The following is a 19747-nucleotide window of genomic DNA, read 5'->3' on the forward strand; positions in this document are numbered from 1 at the left end:
CGCACATCTGCGGCGTTGCCCGGTCTGCCGCGACCCTTCTGTCTACGATTGGACGATGCTGGCGACGTTCACCCCCAACGAGCGTCGGTCGCTCGCGATCATGACGATCGTCGCGTTGGGCTTCGGCGCCTACTTCCTGCGCCACTATCTGGTCTTGATCGCGTTCGCGGCGGTGTTGGCCTACCTGTTCCAGCCGATCTACCGGTGGCTCGTCAAGCGGATGAGTTCGGGACTGGCGTCGTTTCTCACCTTGCTCAGCGCGATCCTCATCGTCGGGGTGCCGCTCGCGGGGATCTTCACGATGGCCGGCATCCAGATCGCCCAGATGGTCTCGAGCGTGCGGCAGTGGCTGGACAAGACGGACCTGACGAAAGTCGGCCAGCATCTGCTCGACTCCGTGAACGGGCTGATCGCCAAGGTGCCCTTCGTCCACGTCAAGCCGGTCTCGCTGGACACGGTCCGCGACTGGGTGTCCAACATCGCCGAGGCCGCCGGGAAGTTCGCGCTCGGCCTGGCCCGGGATTCGGCGGGCGGCCTCGCGACGACGGTGACGATGGCCATCATCTTCCTCTACGTCTTCCTGGCGCTGATGACCAACGCGTCGAAGGTCGTCGAGTTGTTCAAGGATCTCAACCCGCTCGGGCCCGAGGTATCCGACATCTACCTCGAGAAGATCGGGTCGATGGTGACCGCGACGGTTCGCGGCCAATTCGTCATCGCCTTCGTGCAGGGGCTCCTCGGCGCCATCTCGATCTATGTCGGCGGGATCCACCAAGCGTTCTTCATGTTCGTCATCTTCTTGACCGTGCTCTCGATCATTCCGCTCGGCAGCGGCATCGTCACCATGCCGCTCGGTATCGGGATGGCGTTGACCGGCAACATCGTCGGCGGCCTGTTCGTCTTCTTCTTCCACCTGATCGTCATTACCAACGTCGACAACTTCCTGCGGCCGATGCTGGTGCCCCGCAACGCACATCTGCACCCGGCGCTGATGTTGCTGGCGGTGTTCGCCGGTATGCAGATGTTCGGGTTCGCCGGCATCGTGTTCGGCCCGGTGCTGATGATCATCATCGTGACGACCGTCAACATGTACCGCTCGGTCTACAAGGGCGCCACATGGGTCGACGACTTCGAGTCGACCGGCGACGACGACGAGTCGCGCAAACCCTCGCTGTGGCAGCGCATACGTCACCGCGGCGTGGAGAAACGGGCAGATCGGACCAGTTCAGACCCTATTTCGGACATAGCGGGCGCAAGTGGTGACGGCTAGGCCAAAGCCGTTTACCCTCCGTTGCGGGGGCGGTCGGACGACCGTTGCCCCCGTCGATCCGGAGGAGAGTCCGATGATGTTCCGTTCAATCACCACCGCCGTTGCCGGTGTCGCGGTCGCCGGTGGCCTCGTCTTCGGTGTGGGGGCCGCCGCCCAGGCCGCGCCGGCGCCTTCGACGTCCAAGCAGCAGCCCGCGCCGTCGAAGCCGAAGCCGGCGCCGAAGAAGAAGGCCCCGGAGTCGAAGAAGAAGTCCCCGGAGTCCAAGGCCGCGCCGAAGCCGGAGTCCAAGACCCCGAAGAGCAAGACGAGCCCGGCGCCCAAGAGCCCGGAGTCGAAGGCCGCGCCGAAGCCGGAATCGAAGACCCCGAAGAGCAAGTCCGCTCCGGCGCCCAAGTCGTCGCCGGCCCCCAAGTCGTCGCCGAAGCCGAACGCCAAGCCGGACAACAAGACCAAGCCGAACGGCGCGACCGCCCAGTGCAAGGACGGCAGCTGGTCGACCAGTCAGCATCACTCGGGCACCTGCGCCGACCACGGCGGCGTCGCCACCTGGCTGAAGTAGTCAGCCCGGCGAACTCCGTTCACCGCGGCCGGTAGAACCCCTGGAAGCCCATTCCGAGGTTGCCGGTGCGGACCGGGTTGACCTGGACGGGATCGCCCGCCTCCACCATCAGCCCATCTCCGATGACCATCGCGACGTGTCCGTCCCACACGGCCAGGTCGCCGGGTTGGAGATGGGCTTGGTCGACCCGGACCCCGGCGTCGTCCTGGTCCTGTGCCAGCCGGGGGATCTCCAATCCGGCGCGACGATAGGCCCATTGCGTCAGCCCGCTGCAGTCGAAGCCGTTCGGAGTCGTCCCGCCCCACCGGTAGGGCACGCCGCGCTGGCTCAGCGCGGCCCGAACCGCGGTGGCCGCGCGGGCGTTGGGCGCGTACACCGTCTTCCCGTTGGGGAGGGTGACCGCGAGTGAATGGTCGGTCGGCTGCTTGCCGTCCCTGCCGTGGTCGACGAGCATGGCCGGTGGTCGAGAGTGGCGCGGAACCGGTTGGGGTGTCAGGTGTTTCGCCGTGGCGAGGAGCCTGGCCGCATCCCCGGACAACTCGTGCTGGGTCTTCGCGACGATGGCGGCACCCCGTCCTACATGGTCGAGCGCGACCGGCAGCAGCGCCATCAGCCCTTCGATGCTGTAGACGGTCGGACCGAGGGAGTTCGCCACTCGGGCAAAGGAATCCAGGAGGCGCGAGAGCTCGGTGGCAGCGTGCTTGACTCGCGCACTCGCCGTCTCGACGATCGCCGTCGCCGACGTGCCCGTCGCCGCCGACCGACGGTGTCGCCGTCCGGCCGAGCGGGCGGCAGCGGCTGCCGCGGTACCACCGTTCCCCGACCAGCCGCCCGGCAGCGACCGTGCCGTGCGCTCGGCGTCGTCGGCCGCCCGGCGGGAAGCCGTCGCGGTGCGCTCCAACGCCGATACCGGACTGTTCGGCGGGAGATCACCGGTCCCGAGCGTGGTGAGCAATGCGCGCAGCGGGGCGATCAGGGCGTCGACTCCGGTCATGTCACACCCCCAGCGCGCGGGTGGCCGCGGCGTCGGTGCCCTGGTAGGCCTCGACGCCGCTTCTCGTCGACTCGGCGATGTCGACGTGCCGGGCCGCGGTTCGGTCGAGGTGGTGTGCGCAACGGTCCAGCACCTCGGCCGTCGCGGCGAGGAATTCGGCGCCGATCAGTCCGAAGGTGGGGACGAGAGCGCCGGCGTCGCCCCGGATCGACGCGGCTCCGGCGGCCGTGCGCGCGCCGACGTCGGCGTGGTCCGAGGCGAAACGGTGTGCGGTGGGTGCGTGCAATGAGACGGTCATGTCGAATTGGACGCACCGCGACGCCCGGCGGTTCCCCAACACCGCTTCGCGTCGGCGACCGCGACGCGCCTAGCGTCTCGTCAGCGCCGCCACACGTCGATCCACGCCTCGGTGACGTCGCCGCCCGGCGTACGGATCGTCAGCGCAGATGGACCCACCTCGTAGGTGGTGTTTCCGCTGGTGAACACATAGGTCGACCCGATCATCCGCGGCCAACTCACGTCGGGCGAGGCGGAACCGTCCGCGTACCCCTTGTAGTAGAGGCCACCGGAACTCGACGCGGCCCGGCACACCACCACCTCGGAGCGATTCGTCCGGCCGATGAACACAGCCGGGTCGTCGACGTTGCACCGGGCGGTGCCGCTCAGGAAGCCCTGGCCGTCGGTCCCGGTGAAGGGCGCGGAGCCCCCGGGCGCGGGTGCGGGAGTTTGCGCGGTGACGGTCGTGGTCGTCGTCGTGGTCACGACATCCGGGCTGACTGGCGCGGCCACACTCGGCGCGGGAGTGGTGGCCTTGTCGTTCTTGCCGATCAGGACCACTCCGAGGGCGACGCCGACGACCGCCAGTGCGCCGACGAGCAGAACCGCCAGGACGATCGGCAGGGACGAGCGTGCTGCCCGCGGCGCGGGGTAGGCGTCAGCGGGCGCGCCCTGATACACCGGGCCGGTCGTGGCGCCCGGCCACTGGTCGCCGGGCATGCGCTCGGTGGGCCACTCGCTCGGCGGGTACTGGTTGGTCATGGACTGATAGTAGGGAGCAGACGCGGCGTCTAACGCACAAGTGCGTCAGCGGCCCGTCGGGCCAGGGCGTCCGCCTCCCGTCTGGTCTGTCGCCTCGTCGCCGGGTCCGGTGGGAACGGCATCACGACCTCGACGTAAACCTTCAGTTTCGGTTCGGTTCCCGAGGGGCGGACCAGCGCGCGCAGACCGGTGTCGCCGTCGGAGCCGGTGAATTCGACGGCATCGGTGCGCAGGTCGTCGTCGCGGCCGGCGTAGTCGGACAGCGCGCACTCGATGCCGGCCACGGTGCGGGTCGTCGCCCCGCGCAGCGCCGTCATCGTCTGCGCTGCGGCCGCCGGTGTCGTCAGCGGCACCGATCTTCCGACGGTGACGTGCAGCCCGTGGCGCGTCGACAGGTCGTCGAGCAGACTGCTCAGCGACCTTCCGTCGCGGCGCACCCCGGCGGCGATCTGCGCGAGAAGCACCGCGGTGCCGATGCCGTCCTTGTCGCGGATCGCGTCGGGATCGACGCAGTGACCGATCGCCTCCTCGTAGGCGTAGACCAGCGGCTCACCGGCGCGGACCAGCCACTTGAAGCCGGTCAACGTCCGCGCCGGGCGGGCGCCGGCGGCCGCCGCGACCGCGGCGGCGAGTGTGCCCGACACGATGCTGCTGGCCACCACTCCGTCGGGGACGGCGAGCCGGTGCGCGAGGATCGCACCGGTCTCGTCGCCGGTGAGCAGCCGCCATCGGCCATCCTCCGGAATGGCGATCGCACAGCGATCCGCGTCCGGGTCGAGTGCGACGGCCAGGTCGGCGTCGATCTCGGCGGCGAGCCGCAGCAGGCGGTCGGTCGCGCCCGGCTCCTCGGGATTCGGAAAGGCGACGGTGGGGAAGTCGGGATCGGGCGCGAACTGCTCGTCGACGACGTGGACATCGTCGAAACCGGCGTTGCGCAAGGCGCCGAGCGCGATCTGTCCGCCCACCCCGTGCATCGGGGTGAGGGCGATGCGCAGTGGATCGGGGGATCGTCCGAACCGCGTCAGAAGTCGGTCCAGGTAACGCGCGCGGTTGTGCCGTGCACGGGCATCGGGTGCGACCGGGCGACGGGGGATCGTCGTCGGCGCGCGGTACATCAGCTCCTCGATCTGCTGATCGGCCGGGCCGACGATCTGTGCGCCCGCGACGTCGGATCCGATTCCCGCGTACAGCTTGTACCCGTTGTCACCGGCGGGATTGTGCGACGCCGTGATCTGGACGGCGGCCGCGGCGGCCAGGTCGCGGCAGGCGAAGGCGACCAGCGGGGTGGGGGAGGTGCCGGGTAGGGCGACCACGTCGAATCCGGCGGCGGCCAGGACCTGCGTCGTCGTCGCGAAGAAGTCCTCCGAGCCGTGTCTGGCGTCGTGCCCGACGACCACCGTCGCGCTGCCGTGCCCGGCCGCGCGCAGCCATTCGCCGACCGCCCACGTGGCCCGGGCGACGAGTTCGTCGTTCATCCCACCCGGACCGGGACGAACCGGGCCGCGCAGCCCGGCGGTGCCGAAGCGCAGTTGCCCCGGTTGGCCCGGTGCGGGGTCAGGCGGCATCGAGGTGCCCGACGATCCCGGCCAGCAGATCGCCGATCCGACCGGCGGCGTCTTGTCCGGCGGCCAGCACCTCCGCATGGCTCAGCGGCTCACCGGTGATGCCGGCGGCGAGGTTGGTGACCAGGGAGATGCCGAGTACGTCCATGTCGGCGGCGCGCGCGGCGATCGTCTCGTGGACGGTGGACATACCCACCAGATCGGCGCCCATCGTCGCGAGCATCCCGATCTCCGCCGGTGTCTCGTACTGCGGTCCCCGCAACCCTGCGTACACCCCTTCGGCCAGCGGCTCGTCGTCGACGACGGCGTGGACCTCCCGCGCCAGCGCGCGCAGCCGCGGTGAATAGGCGTCGACCATGTTGACGAAGTCGGCGCCCCGCAGCGGGGACTGGCCGGTGAGGTTGATCTGGTCGCCGATGAGGACCGGGCGTCCGACGCGATAGGTGCGGTTCACCCCACCTGCGGCGTTGGTCAGGATGACGCGGCGGCATCCGGTGGCGGCCGCGGTGCGGACCGGGTGGACGACGCGGGCGAGGTCGTGGTCCTCGTAGGCGTGGATCCGACCGGCCAGCAGCAGCACCCGGTGCGCGCCGACGCGCGTCGAGAGGATCGAGCCGTCATGTCCGGCGGCACCCGGTGCGGTGAAGCCGGGGACATCGGCCATCGGGATGCGGGCATCGGGTTCGCCGAACGCGTCCACTGCCGCCGACCAACCCGACCCGAGGACGATGGCGGTGTCATGCGTCGGGCACCCGGTGGTCGTCGCGATGAATTCCGCGGCCGCGGTGGCCGCGGCCGCCGGATCGGTGGTCGGGTCGGTCAGCGTCATGCCCATCACGGTATCGGCCCCGCCCCACCCCGGTGCGCGACGGACGCAATCGGCGGGCACTAGAGTGCCTACCATGCCGTTTCTGCGTGAATCCGACGATGTGTACGAGCTCTACCTGGGCACCGAAGGCGTTGAACTCGACGAGGCCAACCCCGAGAACCGGTTCGCCCTCGGGTGGATCGACGCCGTGAACGCGGCGCTCGACGAGGTTGCCGAGGCCGGCGCGGCGTCGAAGAAGGGGCTGGTGATCACGGCGACCGGCAAGTTCTTCACCAACGGCCTCGACACCGACTACGTGTTCGCCAACGCCGACAAGCTGCCCGAATATCTCGACGCCGTCCATGCCGTCTACACCAAGGTCCTGACCCTGCCGGTGGCCACCGTGGCCGCGATCAACGGGCATGCCTTCGGTGCCGGGGCCATGCTCGCCCTGTGCGCGGACTATCGCGTGATGCGCACCGAGCGCGGCTTCTGGTCGCTGCCCGAGGCGGCGCTGAACATGCCGTTCACCGCGGGGATGGCTGCGCTGGTGCGTACGCGGCTGACCGATGCGACGGCGACCGAGGCCATGCTGACGTCGCGGCGCTACGGGGCCGACGACGCCGTCGCCACCGGGATCGTCGAGGAGGCGGTGCCGGAACAGGATCTTCTCGCCCGTGCGCGGGCCGTGGCCGCCGAGCGCTCCGCGTCAGGTGGTGCGAATCTCGCGGTCATCAAGCGCGGCCTGCGCGCCCCGCTGCTGGAGAACCTCGCCCGCAAGACGCCGGCGTCGCTGCTCTAGTCACCACAAACGTCTCGAATAAGGGGTGCCGAGGGCGATATGCCCTCGGCACCCCATATTTCGGATGAAAGTGGGAACTCAGAGCTCCGGCTCGACGTCGCCGCCCGGGCCGGGCCCGACGTTGCGCGCCTCGTGTAGGCGCAGGGCCTGGACGTAATCGGTGGGGGCGCCGGCCTTCTCGGCCGCATCGGCCATGACGCCCAGGTAGCGCGCCGACGGCAGGCCGCCCTCGAAGGCGTCGACCACGTACATCCAGGCCAGCGCGGCGCCGTCGGTGGTCTCGATGCGCGCCCGCAGCTTGCGGTGGACGCCCAGCTCGGAGCCCTCCCAGCGGTCGAGGGTGTGCACATCCTCGTCGGGGACGTCGTAGAGGACGACGAAGACGCGGGCGTCGGGGTTGACCCGGTCCTCGACGACGGTCGCCAGTGATCCCTCCCAGCCGATGTCCTCGCCGGCGAAGGTGAGCCGCCAGCCGACGAGCCACCCGGTCGCCGACATGGGGGAGTGCGGTGCCCGCATCGCCATCTGCTCGGGATCCATATTCGAGCCGTATGCGGCGTACAGCGCCACGGATTCTCCTCGGGGCGAAGTGACAACGGACTGCGCGGACGCGCGAGGTCAAGAGTAGCGCCCGGGTGCCCGGACGAGTGTCACCGCCGGTGCTTCCCGAGGTCGTCACGCGAACCGCCGGGGTCTGCGCAAGAATGATCTCAGACACCGGGCAGCCGGTGCGGCGTGCCGACAGTCAGGAGACTCGCAGTGACCAGGATCGTGATCATCGGCGGAGGACCCGCGGGATACGAGGCGGCGTTGGCCGCGGCCGCCTACGGGTCGGACACGACGATCGTCGACGCGGACGGCATCGGCGGAGCCTGCGTGCTGTACGACTGCGTCCCGTCGAAGACCTTCATCGCCTCCTCGGGCATCCGCACCGACATGCGCCGCGCCGGCGATCTCGGCGTCGACATCAGCTTCAAAGACGTCGATCTCCCGGAGATCAACCGCCGCGTCAAGGAATTGGCGTACGCCCAGTCGGCCGACATCAAGGCGAGGTTGCTCAGCGAGGGCGTGAAGATCATCCAGGGCGTCGGCGAGTTGGCCGACCCGGAGCTGGGCTCGGCGCAGCACAAGGTGCTCGCGCGCGGCGTCGACGGTTCCGAGACCGTGCTCGACGCCGAGGTCGTGCTGATCGCGACCGGTGCGCGTCCGCGGATCCTGCCCGACGCCCAGCCCGACGGCGAACGCATACTCACCTGGCGCGAACTCTACGACCTGCAGGAACTCCCGACGCACCTCATCGTCGTCGGATCGGGTGTCACCGGTGCCGAGTTCGTGCACGCCTACACCGAACTCGGCGTGAAGGTGACGCTGGTGTCGAGCCGCGACCGGGTTCTCCCCGGTTTCGACGAGGACGCCGCGCTGGTACTCGAGGACGTGCTGGCCGAGCGCGGGGTCGAGTTGATCAAGAACGCGCGTGCCGACCGCGTCACCCGCTCGGGCGACGAGGTGACCGTGGAGATGGCCGACGGGAAGACGATCACCGGGTCGCACGTGCTGATGACGGTCGGCTCGATTCCCAACACCTCCAAGTGCGGTCTGGACCGCGCCGGGGTGGCCACCGACAAGGGCGGCTACATCACCGTGGACCGCGTCTCGCGCACCTCGGTGCCCGGTGTCTATGCCGCAGGCGACTGCACCGGTCTGCTGCCGTTGGCCTCGGTCGCGGCGATGCAGGGCCGGATCGCGATGTACCACGCGCTGGGCGAGGGGGTGGCGCCGCTGCGGTTGAAGACCGTCGCGTCGGCGATCTTCACCCGGCCCGAGATCGCGAGCGTCGGCGCCTCCCAGGCCGCGATCGATTCCGGTGAGTATCCGGCGCGCACCATCATGCTGCCGCTGGCGACCAACGCCCGGGCGAAGATGACCGGGCTGCGACGCGGATTCGTGAAGATCTTCTGCCGCCCGCAGACCGGCGTGGTGATCGGCGGCGTGATCGTCGCGCCGCGCGCGTCGGAGCTGATCTTGCCGATCGCGGTGGCCGTGCAGAACAAGCTGACGGTCAGCGATATCGCCGCGACGCTCTCGGTGTACCCGTCGATGTCGGGGTCGATCACCGAGGCGGCCCGCCAACTGGTCCGTCACGACGACCTCGACTAGGACCGCACACAACGGCTACCGGTTTTCACGGTTTCTACCGTTGCTTCGGTAGAAACCGTGAAAACCGGCAGCTGCTGTGCCGACGTCAGATCAGCGCGAGCGCTACGCACAGGAGCAGGATCGCGAGGCCCTGCAGAACCGAGCGGATGGTGATGATCGACTCCCAGCGCTGTTGGAGGGCGCGGGCGTCGGCGGGAACCGTGCCGGACAGGGCCGCGTCGGTCAGCGCCTTGTTGATGGGCTTCGAGATGCGGGTGAAGAGCACGAGCCAGATCAGCAGCATCGCGAGCGCGACGGCGGCGAGGGAGCCGGCCGCCGTCGAGCCGTGCAGAAAGCCGACGGCGGCGGTCGCGGCTGACATGACGACGCCGAGTACGCCGACGACGGGCAGGCGCCGGTCGCCGTAGTAGTGGCCGCGACCGACGGCCTGGACGAGTGTGCGGTCATCGACGTCGGCGTACACGCTGCGCAGTACGACGGCGGCGAGGACGTCGGTTCCGAAGATCACCGCGATGGCCAGGATTCCGGCGGTGGCGGTGAGGGCGAAGACGAGTTCCATGATGGGTTCCTTCCGAGTTAGCAACGCTAATGGTTAGCAGTGCTAACGTATACCCATGACACCGCGAACGCAAGGCTCCGACTTCGAGGCGCGTGAGGAGCGCATCGTCGACGCGGTGCGCGACATCGCCGAGGAGGAGGGGTGGAGTGCCGTCACGGTCCGCCGCCTCGCCGACGAGATCGGGTTCAGTCAGCCGATCCTCTACAAGCACTTTCCCCGGGGGCGCGAGGAGATGGTCGAGCGCGTCGTCGTGGACGGATTCACGCGGTTGCTGGCCGAACTCAAGGTCGCGGCATCGGCGGCTCCCGATAGCCGGCTGCGACCGGTCATCGTCGCGTACCTGCGATTCGCGCGACAGAACCCGGCCGTGTACGCGGCGATGTCGACGGCCCTGACCAGCATCGAATTCGCCACCGACGAGACGCCGCGCGTGCTGCGCGACGGGTTCGAGGTGTTACGTCTCAGCGTGGGGGACGGGCCCGATTCGGTGGTGCGGGCCGAACTGCTCTGGGCGATGCTGCACGGCGTGGGCGAACTCGCCCGCCACGGGCGCCTCGACCCGGAACTCGAGGAGGCCAGGATCGACGCGATGGTGGGATTGTTCGGCCCCGCCCGGTCGCGCTGACGCGTCGGCCTGCGTCAGCCCTCGTCGATACCGAGGTCGACGAGGAGTTCGGCGGCCAGGCGCTCCAACTCCGTGCGGACGTCGACGAGATCGGTTCCGGCGGGAACCCGGACGTCGAAGTGGGCCTCGAACAACAGTCCGCCGGCCATCGGCGCCTCGCGCGTGCCGGTCGTCATGTTCTCGATGGACAGGCCGTGCGAGCCGAGGACCGTCGACAATTCGCGGACGATGCCGGGCCGGTCGTTGCCGAGCACGCCGATCGTCAGGTGGGTGACCGTCTCGTCGTCGACGACGGGGATGCCGGAGGCGGCGTGCACGGCGACGTCGAGGTCGTCGATCGCGCGGGTGGCGGCGAGCAGACCGTCGGCATCGTCTTCGGTGACGCCGACGACGACGATGCCGGCGAACTTGCCCTCGAGCTGCGCGAGCTGACTGCGCTCCCAGTTCCCGCCGTTGGCGGCGACGACATCGGCGAGCGCCGAGACGAGTCCGGGGCGATCGTCGCCGATGACGGTCAAGACCAGATGCTGCATACGGCGGATGCTACCGGCCCGATCAGCTGGACTTGAGCAACTCGTCGATCTGGTTGATGGCGGCCGTCGCGCCCTCGACCATCCCCATTTCGAGGACCTTGGCCAGCGCCTCCTCGGTGGGGTAGACGCCGACGTACTCCGCGCGCGTCCCGCCGCCGTCGACGGTGAAGCGGTAGGTGTTGGCCGAAACGGGGAGGTCCGGGTTGGGGGTGAAGTCGTCGGCGTCGAGCGCGAACCCGTCCTCGAAGGCGAAGGAATTCTTGGCGTCGACGTCGGTGATGACCCAGAAGCCGGCGAACTTCTCGCCCTCGGGGCTGGTCATGAAGTAGTGCATGCGGCCACCCGGCGTCAGCTCGTGGCGGACGAAGGTGGCGGGATAGGTCGGCGGACCCCAGACGCGTTCGAGCTGCCGGGGGTCGGCGTAGATCTCCCAGACGCGGTCGACGGGGGCGTCGAATCGGGCAGTCATGCGCAGGGTTCGGTTGTCGGGGTCCTTGGTGACGTCGATGACGGGCATGGGTCTCACTCCTCGGGGGTTGCGGACTTGATGGGGTGGTGGAGCTTCTCGGCGGCGAGCAGGTCGTCGATGCGCGACACGCGGCCGCGCCAGACCTGTTCGAGTTCGTCCAGCAGGGTGCCGACCGAACGGATCGTGGTGACGTCTCCGGATGCGAGGGCTTCGCGCCCGGAGCGCCGCTTGGTGACCAGGCCGGCCCGTTCGAGTACGGCGACGTGCTTCTGCACGGCGGCGAAACTCATGTCGTAATGCGACGCGAGTGCGCTCACCGAGTACTCGCCGGCCAGCGATCGCCGCAGGATGTCGCGGCGGGTGCGGTCGGCCAGTGCGTGGAACAGGGCGTCGACCTCGTCGTCGGAAAGGGTGGTCGTGGTCACGAGGCCAATATACAACTAAATGGTTGTAGGTTGTCAAGGGTGTGCATCCATAGCCGACGCATAGTTTGCTGCTGGCTGGTCCAAATATTGAGTTCGTAACTTTGCGAGTAACAGGTCATCCGGCCTGAGACCAACATCCGATCAGGAGGCAACCATGCCGTTCCAGCACCTCGTTCACCACCACCGTCGCCGTCACAACCAGTTCCCGCAGCCCCCGCAGCGTCGCGGCCTGGTGCGCCCGGGTCCGCAGCGTCCCGGCCCGCAGCGCCCGGGTCCGCAGCACCGCTGAGCTTGCCTCCCCGCAACAGTCGCCCCCGACGATCACTCGTCGGGGGCGACTGCTGTCTGTGGTGCTTGTGGCGATATGGGTAGCCGGGGCTACGAGGGCCGCGCGGCTAGATGGGCATCTGGGAGATCGTGGCTCGGGTAAACGCGATCGCCCGGTCGCAGATCTGCGATGTGGGCGGGGCGGGCACACGGTTGTAACTGACGATTGTGCTGACACCGGCGCGCTGACTCTGGACAGAGGTTGCGCAGGTCGAAGGGCCCATGAGATGGACTCCGATGGTGCGGCCATTGATCGTCACGTCAGGTAGCCAGGTGAAGTGAGGATGACTCGTCCGATACGCATCCAGGCTCGGGCTGTTGCCGACGATCTGAGAGACGCTCCACACAGATCCGAGTTGAGCATCGTGCCATATGCACCCCCTCGCCGTTTGCTTGTCGACTGTGGCGGCGTCACGCTTGGAAGTCGGACTCCAGCCTAGGGAAATCACTTCATTGGCTGAGACTGAGCAGGGCTCATACGAGGTGCCGTCGTTGCCAGGGTTGAGTCGGTTCGGAAAGGGAACTGAGCCAACTGGTGGTGTTGGTGCCAGGTCTTCAGGCCCTCGCGGCAGGGGGTGATCTCGCGAGCAACTTACGGTCGAGAGCGTCACGACAAGGAGGGGCACGGTCGCGATCCAGCCTGCGGCTCTATTTGCTAAGTGGCTTCGCATTGATCTCATCCTGCCCGACTATCGCTTGCCCACCAGCGCGGGATGCCTGGGCCAACTCCGCAAAGGAGGTTGCCTGGGCGTTTAGGGTGTCTCGCCAGCTTGACGGTCCCAGGAATAGTGCATTGGCGAAATCGGTGAAGACCGGAGGCGCTTCGGAACATCCATCACCCATGTAGTTCCGCGCTAGAACCCCGGAGACTGTCTCGCTACATGCCGTCAACTCGTCAGCAGCCCATTGGGCGACTCGGGCTCGTTCGGCCCAGGCATCGTCCTCGCAGCGGATCGTCGTGCAGGGCGGTGGGCTCATCGGCACCTCGTTTCTGGCTCTTGCGTCTCCGGCTCACGCGACATCTCGCCGTGGACATCTTCGTCGTGAACATCTTCTACATACTTGGACGCAGCGCAGGGCGCAACGGTTCCACCAAGCGGCGAAATAGTTTGCGGCCGGACGGAACCGATCGTCGTCCGGGTGCGTCTAAGTAGACATGGCGCGTGCGGGACGGACGCCGTGGTCGACGCTCGACGTCGGTGCGGTGGCAGACATGGTGGACTCGATGGGGGCCGAACAGGCGTCGGCCGATGTCGCCGCGCTCGAGGCCGCGGTCAAACGCGCACGGGCCGCTGCGCTGCACGTCGAGACGGTATTCGCCGTGACGGCCGACAAGTTGACCGGCATCGCGGCGACCAACAGTCAGCGCCGCGCGGCGACCCTGTCCGGTGAGATCACCGCGGCCAGCACCATCGCCGAGTCGGCGGTCATCAACCTTCGCGGCGTGGCGACTGCCCTGGCGGACGCCAAGTCGAAAGGGCCGTTGTTGCGCGAGATCGCCCGCGCGATGGCCGATCCCGACGCGGATGCCGACGATCAGGCCCGTATGCGTACGACGGTCGCGACCGCGATGAACGCTGCCTACAGCGATCCGATGCTGGCCACCGCGGCGATCCCCGACGGGCCGACCACCGTCGGCATGTCGATGATCAATCCGGCAGTGTCGCCGACCGATCCCGGGGACGGACTCGCCGGCACCCTCGGTACCGCTGGAAAGCAGGACGGGGGAGCATCCGATCCCGGCTCGCTCGGTCTGGGCGGTGGCGGACCGAGCGGGACGACGGCGAATCAGCCGTCGACCTCGGGGACCGTGCGGCCCCCGACCACGACGCCGAATCCATCCGCGGCGACTCCGGCGACGACCACCACCGCGAATCAGGCGGGCCGTCCGACAGCACCGTCGGACGACAACCGGTCCGGTCCGCCGTCCGGGGCACCCGGCACCCCGTCACCGCTTCCCGTTGGCGCGCAACCGAATCCGCGCCCAGGTGGGGAAACCCCCGGCACGGCCCCGACCGGCGCGGCTCCGACCGGATCGGGCCGGGGAATGGGCGTGCGGACGCCGGGCACCGGGGTCCGGCTGGGAACACCGTTAGCGGCACCACGACTGGCGGCCACGACGGCCACCGCGACTCCCACGACCGCGCCGATCCGACCCGGCGGTCCATCGGGGTCCCGCGGCGGCATGCCGTTCGTCCCGCGGGCGCGGCGGTCCGAGGACAAGGAGGAGCGCAAGGCCGCGGACTATCTGCGGGTGCGGGAGAACGCCGACGAACTCGTCGGCGAATGGCCGTTGGTCGGGCCGTCGGTGCTCGGCGAACCCGAGCCGGAAGGAGGCAAACCTCAGCGGACGACCTAGCGCCGAACCCGGCGTCAAGCCAGATCGAGGCTGTGTTCCACCGCTCGGTTCCACTCGGCATACAACCGGTTGCGCTCGTCGGCGGGCATCTGCGGATCCCACTGCTTGTCCATCGCCCAGTTTGCGTGGATATCGTCGGCGCTCTTCCAATAGCCGACGGCCAGCCCGGCGGCGTAGGCGGCGCCTAGTGCGGTCGTCTCGTTGACCACCGGCCGGATCACGGGCACGCCGAGCTGGTCGGCCTGGAACTGCATGAGCAGGTCGTTGACGACCATCCCGCCGTCGACCTTCAACGCGGTGAGGGTGACACCGGAATCGGCGGTCATCGCCTCGATGACCTCGCGCGTCTGATACGCGCTGGCCTCCAGCGCGGCGCGTGCGAGGTGGCCCCGGTTGACGAACCGGGTCAGTCCGACGATGACCCCCCGTGCGTCGGGGCGCCAGCGCGGGGCGAACAGCCCGGAGAAGGCCGGCACGATGTAGGCGCCGCCGTTGTCGTCGACCGACTGTGCCAGCGCTTCGACCTCGGCCGCCTCGGAGATGATCCCCAGGTTGTCGCGCAGCCACTGGATGAGCGATCCGGTGACCGCGATCGACCCCTCCAACGCGTAGCAGGCGGGGGCCCCGGCGATCTGGTAGCAGACCGTGGTGAGTAGGCCGTGGTCGGAGAAGACCGGCTCGGTGCCGGTGTTGAGCAGGAGGAAGTTGCCGGTGCCGTAGGTGTTCTTCGCCTGCCCGGGCGCCAGGCAGGCCTGACCGAACGTCGCCGCCTGCTGGTCGCCGAGGATGCCGGCCAGCGGGACACCGGCGGGCGCGCCGGGCGCCGACAGCGTGCCGTAGGCCTCGGAACTGCTGCGGATCTCGGGGAGCATCGCCATCGGGATGCCGAAGTCTGCGCAGATCTCGGCATCCCATTCCAGCGTCCGCAGGTCCATCAGCATGGTGCGCGACGCGTTCGTGACGTCGGTGATGTGCAATCCGCCGTTGACGCCACCGGTCAGGTTCCAGGCGACCCAGGAGTCCATCGTGCCGAAGCACAGCTCGCCGGCCTCGGCGCGCTCGCGCAGCCCGTCGACGTTCTCCAACAGCCACACCAACTTGGGCCCGGCGAAGTAGGTGGACAGCGGCAGGCCGGTCCGCTCGCGGTAGCGGTCGGGTCCCGCGTCGCCGGCGAGGCGCTCGCACAGGGCCGCGGTGCGGGTGTCCTGCCAGACGATCGCGTTGTGCAACGGCTCGCCGGTGGCCCGGTCCCACACGACGGTCGTCTCGCGCTGGTTGGTGATGCCGCACGCCATGATCTCGCGGGGTTTGATTTCCGCCGACGCCATGGCCGCCGCCATCGCGCGCCGGATGTTGCGCCAGATCTCCCGGGCGTCGTGCTCCACCCAGCCGGGCCGCGGGAAGATCTGCTCGTGCTCGATCTGCTCGGATCCCACGGGGCGTCCGCGATGGTCGAAAATGATCGCCCGCGACGATGTTGTTCCCTGATCGATGGACACGACATACCCGCTGCTTCTCGCCACGCCAGTCATCTTTGCACGCGGTAGGCTCGGCAACTGTGAATACCGACCCGACCGACGAGCGGCCCGAGGATCTGAGTCCCGAGTACCACGCGAAAGCGTGGGAACGGCTGGGTTCCGAGCAGTTCGACGTCGTCGTCGTCGGCGGGGGAGTCGTCGGCGTCGGGGCGGCACTCGACGCGGCGACGAGGGGTCTGCGGGTGGCCCTCGTCGAGGCCCGCGACATCGCGTCGGGGACGTCGAGCCGATCGTCGAAGATGTTCCACGGTGGTCTGCGCTACCTGGAGCAGTTGGAGTTCGGCCTGGTGCGCGAAGCCCTGCGCGAACGCGAACTCTCGCTGCGCCTGCTCGCTCCGCACCTGGTCAAGCCGCTGCCGTTCCTCTACCCGTTGACCAAGCGGGTCTGGGAGCGGCCGTACGTCACCGCGGGCCTGTTCCTCTACGACCGCATGGGCGGGGCGAAGTCGGTGCCCGGACAGAAGCAGGTGACCCGTTCCGGGGCGCTGCGGGCGGCACCGGCGCTCAAACGAAACTCCCTCGTCGGCGGGATCCGCTACTACGACACCGTCGTCGACGACGCGCGGCACAGTCTCACCGTGGCGCGCACCGCGGCCCACTACGGGGCCGTCATCCGCACGTCGACGCAGGTCGTCGACTTCCTGCGCGAGGCAGACCGGGTGAAGGGCGTGCGCGTGCGCGACTCCGACACCGGCGAGGTCACCGAGGTGCGCGCCCACTGCGTCATCAACGCCGCGGGCGTGTGGACCGACGAGGTGCAGGCCCTCTCCAAGGAGCGCGGCCACTTCCGGGTGCGCGCGTCGAAGGGCGTGCACATCGTCGTCCCGCGCGACCGGATCGTCAGCGAGACGGCCATCATCCTGCGCACCGCGAACTCGGTGCTGTTCGTCATCCCGTGGGAGACGCACTGGATCATCGGTACCACCGACACCGACTGGAACCTCGATCTCGCGCACCCGGCGGCGACGCGCAAGGACATCGACTACATCCTGGACCGGGTCAACGAGGTGCTGGTCTCGTCGCTGACGCATGAGGACATCGAAGGCGTCTACGCCGGGCTGCGGCCGCTGCTGGCCGGCGAGGACGACCAAACGTCGAGCCTCTCGCGCGAACACGCCGTCGCCACCGTCGCGCCCGGCCTCGTCTCGATCGCCGGCGGCAAGTACACGACCTATCGCGTCATGGCCGCCGACGCCGTGGACGCCTGCAACGACTTCATCCCGACGCGGGTGGCGCCGTCGATCACCGAGCGGGTCCCGCTCCTGGGCGCCGACGGGTACTACGCGCTGGTCAACCAGTGCGAGGGCCTCGGGCAGCGCTACGGGCTGCATCCGTATCGCGTGCGCCGGCTGCTCAACCGTTACGGCTCGCTCATCGACGACGTGCTGCGGTACGCCCAGGACGACCCGTCGCTGCTGGAGCCGCTCGCCGCCGCGCCGCAGTATCTGCGGGTCGAGATCGTGTACGCGGCGCGCAACGAGGGTGCCCTGCACATGGAGGACCTGCTCGCGCGGCGCACCAGGATCTCGATCGAGTACGCCCACCGCGGCGTGGACTGCGCCGCCGAGGTCGCCGCGCTCGTGGCCCCGATCCTGCGATGGGACGAGGATGCGACGGCGTTCGAGGTCGCCAACTACGTCGCCCGCGTGGAGGCGGAGATCGCCTCGCAGCAGCAACCCGACGATGCCTCGGCGGACGCGCTGCGTGTCGCGGCACCCGAGTCGCGCAAGGAGATCCTCGAGCCGGTTCCGGTGCCGCAGTAGCGGGACTTTGGACCCACTGGCCGGGCCGGTCGCGCGGGAGTAGCGTCGGCCTTCTGAAGTCCTATTCGGGAGGTCGTCATGGTCGCCGGCAGCGCAATCGAGCAACTCAGTTCCGAAGAGGCCTGGGACCTTCTGTCCACCCGCCAACTCGGCCGGATCGCCACCAGCGTCGGCGATCAACCGGAGATCTTCCCGATCAACTACTACGCGGCCGACGGCAAGATCTACTTCCGCACGGCAGCCGGCGCCAAGCTCAGCGAGATCGCCGTCAACAACCGGCTCGCCTTCGAGGCCGACGAGACACATGCCGACGGCGGTTGGAGCGTCATCGTCAAAGGGCATGCGCAGATCCTCGTCTCCACCCATGACATCGAGGAGGCCGACAAGCTGCCGCTGCGCAGCTGGGTGCCGACGCTCAAGTACGACTACGTCGTGATCACCGCCGACGACATCTCCGCGCGCCGCTTCACCTTCGGTCCAGAACCGGACCGCTACTCCGAGACGGTGAGCTGACAGGTCGGGCAGTAGAAGGTGATGCGGTCGCGATCGGCGCCGTCGACCCGCTCGATCGACGTGCCGCAGCGACGACAGGGCCGCGCGGCCCGGCCGTAGACCCAGAGGTCTTCGTGGCGACGGCCCCGGGCAGGAATCCCGGTGGTGTTGCGGACCGTGCGCAACCGGTTGTCCCACAACAACTTTCGGGCGATTGAAACCGCCTGCTCCGCGTCGACCTCGCTCATCGACGTCGACGGGTGGACCCCGAGCAGGAAGCAGATCTCGTTGCGGTAGACGTTCCCGATTCCGGCGAGATTGCGCTGGTCGAGCAGTGCTCGCGAGACGGTGAGGCCCGGGTCCCGGGCGCCGGCGTCGGCGAGGTTCGCCGCCGCGGCCGACGGATCCCACGCGGGTCCGAGCAGATCGGGGCCGAGGTGCGCCAGGGCGCGGTCGGGATCGGCGTCGACGTGCAGTTCGCGCAGCGAGAACCCGACGACGGCACCATCGTCGACGGTGAGTACCGCCCGGGCCGTATGGGCGGGCTTCGTCCACCGCTGCCCCGGAGCGAAGACCCGCCACGACCCGTCCATGCCCAGATGCGACCGGATCGCGCAGTGCCGTTCACCCGACGTGAGATCGACGACGAGGTGCTTGCCGATCGACCGCACGCCGTCGACCGACCAACCCGAGAGGTCGACGGTGGCTAACCGCGGCACGCGAAAGTCGGTGCGCGTCAACGTCTTTCCGGCCAGCACCGGTCGCAGCCGCGTGGCCAGGGCGAAGACGGTGTCACCCTCGGGCATGACTCTCCGGGTGCCGGGTCATGGGAGGAGCACCACCGTCACACCCAGCCGCGGTGCACGGGAGAGTCGTGCGTCCCGGGTGATCAGCGCGGCGTCCAGGAGGCGTGCCGTCGCTACGTAGAACGCGTCGGCGACCTGAATCGACTTGCGCAGCTGCCACGCTTCTGCGGCGATCGCCGGATCGTCGACGCGTCGGATGGGTGTGCTCCTCAGCAGGTCGACGGCATAGCCGGCCTCGTGGTCGGTGATCTGGCCGGTGCGTTCCAGTCGCCACAAGGTCGAGGTGACTTCCAGGTCGAGAATCGTCGGTGCCCACAACTCGGCGTCCTGCAACGCGGTGAGGGCGGCCGACTGGCGTTCGGTCGGCAGGACGGCGTCGACGAGCACACTCGCGTCGACGACATACCTCATGACGACGACGGTCCGGCGTCGTATTCCTCGCGCACCGCGTCCAACGCCGCGAGGGTGTCGATCGAGCGCGGCGCCCCGGCGCGGCGCGCGGCGGTCGCCCAGTCGTCGAAGAGCGGGCGGTCGAGATCGGCGCGCAAGACCCGCGTGACGTACTCGGACATGGACAGGTCGAGGCGGCGTGCACGCTCGCTGAGACGGGCGTGCAACTCGTCAGGCAGATTGCGGACCTGGAGGTTGCTCATATCATGAC

General features: G+C 68.9%; 24 protein-coding genes. 9 read left to right on the top strand and 15 right to left on the bottom strand.

Features of this window, described 5'->3' with window-relative positions; translation table 11 throughout:
* Positions 1-55: 55 nt before the first annotated feature.
* The gene (locus tag HUN08_RS05615; protein ID WP_124248145.1) at positions 56-1270 is read left to right on the top strand and encodes an AI-2E family transporter; all 1215 of its coding nucleotides are present in this window, start codon (positions 56-58) and stop codon (positions 1268-1270) included.
* Positions 1271-1343: 73 nt separating this feature from the next.
* Positions 1344-1829, top strand: coding sequence for a DUF2613 family protein (locus HUN08_RS05620; RefSeq protein WP_124248144.1), 486 nt, complete (start codon positions 1344-1346; stop codon positions 1827-1829).
* 19 nt (positions 1830-1848) lie between these two features.
* Here the strand turns inward: HUN08_RS05620 and HUN08_RS05625 are convergent, their stop codons facing one another.
* The 5 genes from HUN08_RS05625 to HUN08_RS05645 all read right to left on the bottom strand — a co-directional run bounded on the left by HUN08_RS05625 (position 1849) and on the right by HUN08_RS05645 (position 6252).
* Complete coding sequence (locus HUN08_RS05625) at positions 1849-2823, bottom strand: C40 family peptidase (protein ID WP_124248143.1); 975 nt, start codon at positions 2821-2823, stop codon at positions 1849-1851.
* 1 nt (position 2824) lies between these two features.
* On the bottom strand, positions 2825-3121 hold the full coding sequence (locus HUN08_RS05630) for a type VII secretion target (protein WP_124248142.1): 297 nt from the start codon (positions 3119-3121) through the stop codon (positions 2825-2827).
* A gap of 80 nt (positions 3122-3201) precedes the next feature.
* A complete protein-coding gene (locus HUN08_RS05635) occupies positions 3202-3861 on the bottom strand; it encodes a hypothetical protein (protein ID WP_124248141.1) in 660 nt (219 codons plus the stop codon).
* A 29-nt stretch (positions 3862-3890) separates the two neighbouring features.
* Positions 3891-5426 carry a phospho-sugar mutase gene (locus HUN08_RS05640; RefSeq protein WP_124248140.1) on the bottom strand — a complete coding sequence of 512 codons (1536 nt, stop codon included), beginning with the start codon at positions 5424-5426 and terminating at the stop codon, positions 3891-3893.
* Entirely contained in the window at positions 5416-6252 is an 837-nt protein-coding gene (locus HUN08_RS05645) for a purine-nucleoside phosphorylase (protein ID WP_124248139.1), read from the bottom strand. The genes HUN08_RS05640 and HUN08_RS05645 overlap by 11 nt, the downstream gene beginning before the upstream one ends.
* A gap of 73 nt (positions 6253-6325) precedes the next feature.
* Here HUN08_RS05645 and HUN08_RS05650 point away from each other — a divergent pair, with 73 nt between their 5' ends.
* Positions 6326-7033, top strand: coding sequence for an enoyl-CoA hydratase/isomerase family protein (locus tag HUN08_RS05650; RefSeq protein WP_124248138.1), 708 nt, complete (start codon positions 6326-6328; stop codon positions 7031-7033).
* 78 nt (positions 7034-7111) lie between these two features.
* Here the strand turns inward: HUN08_RS05650 and HUN08_RS05655 are convergent, their stop codons facing one another.
* The gene (locus HUN08_RS05655) at positions 7112-7603 is read right to left on the bottom strand and encodes a gamma-glutamylcyclotransferase (protein WP_124248137.1); all 492 of its coding nucleotides are present in this window, start codon (positions 7601-7603) and stop codon (positions 7112-7114) included.
* 189 nt (positions 7604-7792) lie between these two features.
* Between HUN08_RS05655 and HUN08_RS05660 the strand changes: the two genes are divergently transcribed.
* Positions 7793-9190, top strand: coding sequence for an NAD(P)H-quinone dehydrogenase (locus HUN08_RS05660; protein WP_124248136.1), 1398 nt, complete (start codon positions 7793-7795; stop codon positions 9188-9190).
* 85 nt (positions 9191-9275) lie between these two features.
* Here HUN08_RS05660 and HUN08_RS05665 read toward each other — a convergent pair whose 3' ends face one another.
* A complete protein-coding gene (locus HUN08_RS05665) occupies positions 9276-9749 on the bottom strand; it encodes an anthrone oxygenase family protein (RefSeq protein WP_124248135.1) in 474 nt (157 codons plus the stop codon).
* Between the two features lie 55 nt (positions 9750-9804).
* Between HUN08_RS05665 and HUN08_RS05670 the strand changes: the two genes are divergently transcribed.
* Positions 9805-10374, top strand: a complete 570-nt coding sequence (locus HUN08_RS05670) for a TetR/AcrR family transcriptional regulator (protein WP_124248134.1) — start codon at positions 9805-9807, stop codon at positions 10372-10374.
* A gap of 14 nt (positions 10375-10388) precedes the next feature.
* On the opposite strand, the gene HUN08_RS05675 is transcribed toward HUN08_RS05670, so the two are convergent.
* From HUN08_RS05675 to HUN08_RS05685, 3 genes are read right to left on the bottom strand one after another with little or no spacing between them, the layout of a single operon-like run.
* On the bottom strand, positions 10389-10907 hold the full coding sequence (locus tag HUN08_RS05675; protein ID WP_124248133.1) for a glycine cleavage system protein R: 519 nt from the start codon (positions 10905-10907) through the stop codon (positions 10389-10391).
* A gap of 22 nt (positions 10908-10929) precedes the next feature.
* Positions 10930-11424, bottom strand: a complete 495-nt coding sequence (locus tag HUN08_RS05680; RefSeq protein WP_124248132.1) for an SRPBCC domain-containing protein — start codon at positions 11422-11424, stop codon at positions 10930-10932.
* A gap of 5 nt (positions 11425-11429) precedes the next feature.
* Positions 11430-11801, bottom strand: coding sequence for a helix-turn-helix transcriptional regulator (locus tag HUN08_RS05685; protein WP_124248131.1), 372 nt, complete (start codon positions 11799-11801; stop codon positions 11430-11432).
* Positions 11802-11955: 154 nt separating this feature from the next.
* On the opposite strand from HUN08_RS05685, the gene HUN08_RS18355 reads away from it, so the two are divergent.
* Positions 11956-12090: a hypothetical protein gene (locus HUN08_RS18355; protein ID WP_301546909.1), complete on the top strand. Its 135-nt coding sequence runs from the start codon at positions 11956-11958 to the stop codon at positions 12088-12090.
* A gap of 106 nt (positions 12091-12196) precedes the next feature.
* On the opposite strand, the gene HUN08_RS18510 is transcribed toward HUN08_RS18355, so the two are convergent.
* Entirely contained in the window at positions 12197-12808 is a 612-nt protein-coding gene (locus HUN08_RS18510) for a DUF3558 family protein (protein WP_124248130.1), read from the bottom strand.
* A 476-nt stretch (positions 12809-13284) separates the two neighbouring features.
* Between HUN08_RS18510 and HUN08_RS05695 the strand changes: the two genes are divergently transcribed.
* On the top strand, positions 13285-14487 hold the full coding sequence (locus HUN08_RS05695) for a hypothetical protein (RefSeq protein WP_124248129.1): 1203 nt from the start codon (positions 13285-13287) through the stop codon (positions 14485-14487).
* 14 nt (positions 14488-14501) lie between these two features.
* Here the strand turns inward: HUN08_RS05695 and glpK are convergent, their stop codons facing one another.
* On the bottom strand, positions 14502-16010 hold the full coding sequence (gene glpK, locus HUN08_RS05700; protein ID WP_301546910.1) for a glycerol kinase GlpK: 1509 nt from the start codon (positions 16008-16010) through the stop codon (positions 14502-14504).
* 35 nt (positions 16011-16045) lie between these two features.
* Here glpK and glpD point away from each other — a divergent pair, with 35 nt between their 5' ends.
* Entirely contained in the window at positions 16046-17788 is a 1743-nt protein-coding gene (gene glpD, locus HUN08_RS05705; RefSeq protein WP_124248127.1) for a glycerol-3-phosphate dehydrogenase, read from the top strand.
* Between the two features lie 78 nt (positions 17789-17866).
* A complete protein-coding gene (locus HUN08_RS05710; RefSeq protein ID WP_124248126.1) occupies positions 17867-18301 on the top strand; it encodes a pyridoxamine 5'-phosphate oxidase family protein in 435 nt (144 codons plus the stop codon).
* Here the strand turns inward: HUN08_RS05710 and HUN08_RS05715 are convergent.
* The 3 genes from HUN08_RS05715 to HUN08_RS05725 are packed head-to-tail and all read right to left on the bottom strand — an operon-like array spanning position 18280 to position 19739.
* The gene (locus HUN08_RS05715; RefSeq protein WP_124248125.1) at positions 18280-19086 is read right to left on the bottom strand and encodes a DNA-formamidopyrimidine glycosylase family protein; all 807 of its coding nucleotides are present in this window, start codon (positions 19084-19086) and stop codon (positions 18280-18282) included. The two genes, HUN08_RS05710 and HUN08_RS05715, sit on opposite strands and share 22 nt — an antisense overlap.
* 18 nt (positions 19087-19104) lie before the next feature.
* On the bottom strand, positions 19105-19497 hold the full coding sequence (locus HUN08_RS05720; RefSeq protein WP_124248124.1) for a type II toxin-antitoxin system VapC family toxin: 393 nt from the start codon (positions 19495-19497) through the stop codon (positions 19105-19107).
* On the bottom strand, positions 19494-19739 hold the full coding sequence (locus HUN08_RS05725; RefSeq protein WP_124248123.1) for a hypothetical protein: 246 nt from the start codon (positions 19737-19739) through the stop codon (positions 19494-19496). Before HUN08_RS05725 ends, HUN08_RS05720 begins: the two co-directional genes overlap by 4 nt.
* Positions 19740-19747 lie beyond the last annotated feature (8 nt).

Source organism: Gordonia sp. X0973 (assembly GCF_013348785.1).
Lineage (GTDB): Bacteria > Actinomycetota > Actinomycetes > Mycobacteriales > Mycobacteriaceae > Gordonia.

Bases quoted from the DNA above. Each gene is read 5' to 3' on its own strand.
- HUN08_RS05615 (WP_124248145.1), top strand. From the start codon at position 56: ATGCTGGCGACGTTCACCCCCAACGAGCGTCGGTCGCTCGCGATCATG.
- HUN08_RS05620 (WP_124248144.1), top strand. From the start codon at position 1,344: ATGATGTTCCGTTCAATCACCACCGCCGTTGCCGGTGTCGCGGTCGCC.
- HUN08_RS05625 (WP_124248143.1), bottom strand. From the start codon at position 2,823: ATGACCGGAGTCGACGCCCTGATCGCCCCGCTGCGCGCATTGCTCACC.
- HUN08_RS05630 (WP_124248142.1), bottom strand. From the start codon at position 3,121: ATGACCGTCTCATTGCACGCACCCACCGCACACCGTTTCGCCTCGGAC.
- HUN08_RS05635 (WP_124248141.1), bottom strand. From the start codon at position 3,861: ATGACCAACCAGTACCCGCCGAGCGAGTGGCCCACCGAGCGCATGCCC.
- HUN08_RS05640 (WP_124248140.1), bottom strand. From the start codon at position 5,426: ATGCCGCCTGACCCCGCACCGGGCCAACCGGGGCAACTGCGCTTCGGC.
- HUN08_RS05645 (WP_124248139.1), bottom strand. From the start codon at position 6,252: ATGACGCTGACCGACCCGACCACCGATCCGGCGGCCGCGGCCACCGCG.
- HUN08_RS05650 (WP_124248138.1), top strand. From the start codon at position 6,326: ATGCCGTTTCTGCGTGAATCCGACGATGTGTACGAGCTCTACCTGGGC.
- HUN08_RS05665 (WP_124248135.1), bottom strand. From the start codon at position 9,749: ATGGAACTCGTCTTCGCCCTCACCGCCACCGCCGGAATCCTGGCCATC.
- HUN08_RS05670 (WP_124248134.1), top strand. From the start codon at position 9,805: ATGACACCGCGAACGCAAGGCTCCGACTTCGAGGCGCGTGAGGAGCGC.
- HUN08_RS05675 (WP_124248133.1), bottom strand. From the start codon at position 10,907: ATGCAGCATCTGGTCTTGACCGTCATCGGCGACGATCGCCCCGGACTC.
- HUN08_RS05680 (WP_124248132.1), bottom strand. From the start codon at position 11,424: ATGCCCGTCATCGACGTCACCAAGGACCCCGACAACCGAACCCTGCGC.
- HUN08_RS18355 (WP_301546909.1), top strand. From the start codon at position 11,956: ATGCCGTTCCAGCACCTCGTTCACCACCACCGTCGCCGTCACAACCAG.
- HUN08_RS18510 (WP_124248130.1), bottom strand. From the start codon at position 12,808: ATGAGATCAATGCGAAGCCACTTAGCAAATAGAGCCGCAGGCTGGATC.
- HUN08_RS05695 (WP_124248129.1), top strand. From the start codon at position 13,285: ATGGCGCGTGCGGGACGGACGCCGTGGTCGACGCTCGACGTCGGTGCG.
- HUN08_RS05710 (WP_124248126.1), top strand. From the start codon at position 17,867: ATGGTCGCCGGCAGCGCAATCGAGCAACTCAGTTCCGAAGAGGCCTGG.
- HUN08_RS05715 (WP_124248125.1), bottom strand. From the start codon at position 19,086: ATGCCCGAGGGTGACACCGTCTTCGCCCTGGCCACGCGGCTGCGACCG.
- HUN08_RS05720 (WP_124248124.1), bottom strand. From the start codon at position 19,497: ATGAGGTATGTCGTCGACGCGAGTGTGCTCGTCGACGCCGTCCTGCCG.
- HUN08_RS05725 (WP_124248123.1), bottom strand. From the start codon at position 19,739: ATGAGCAACCTCCAGGTCCGCAATCTGCCTGACGAGTTGCACGCCCGT.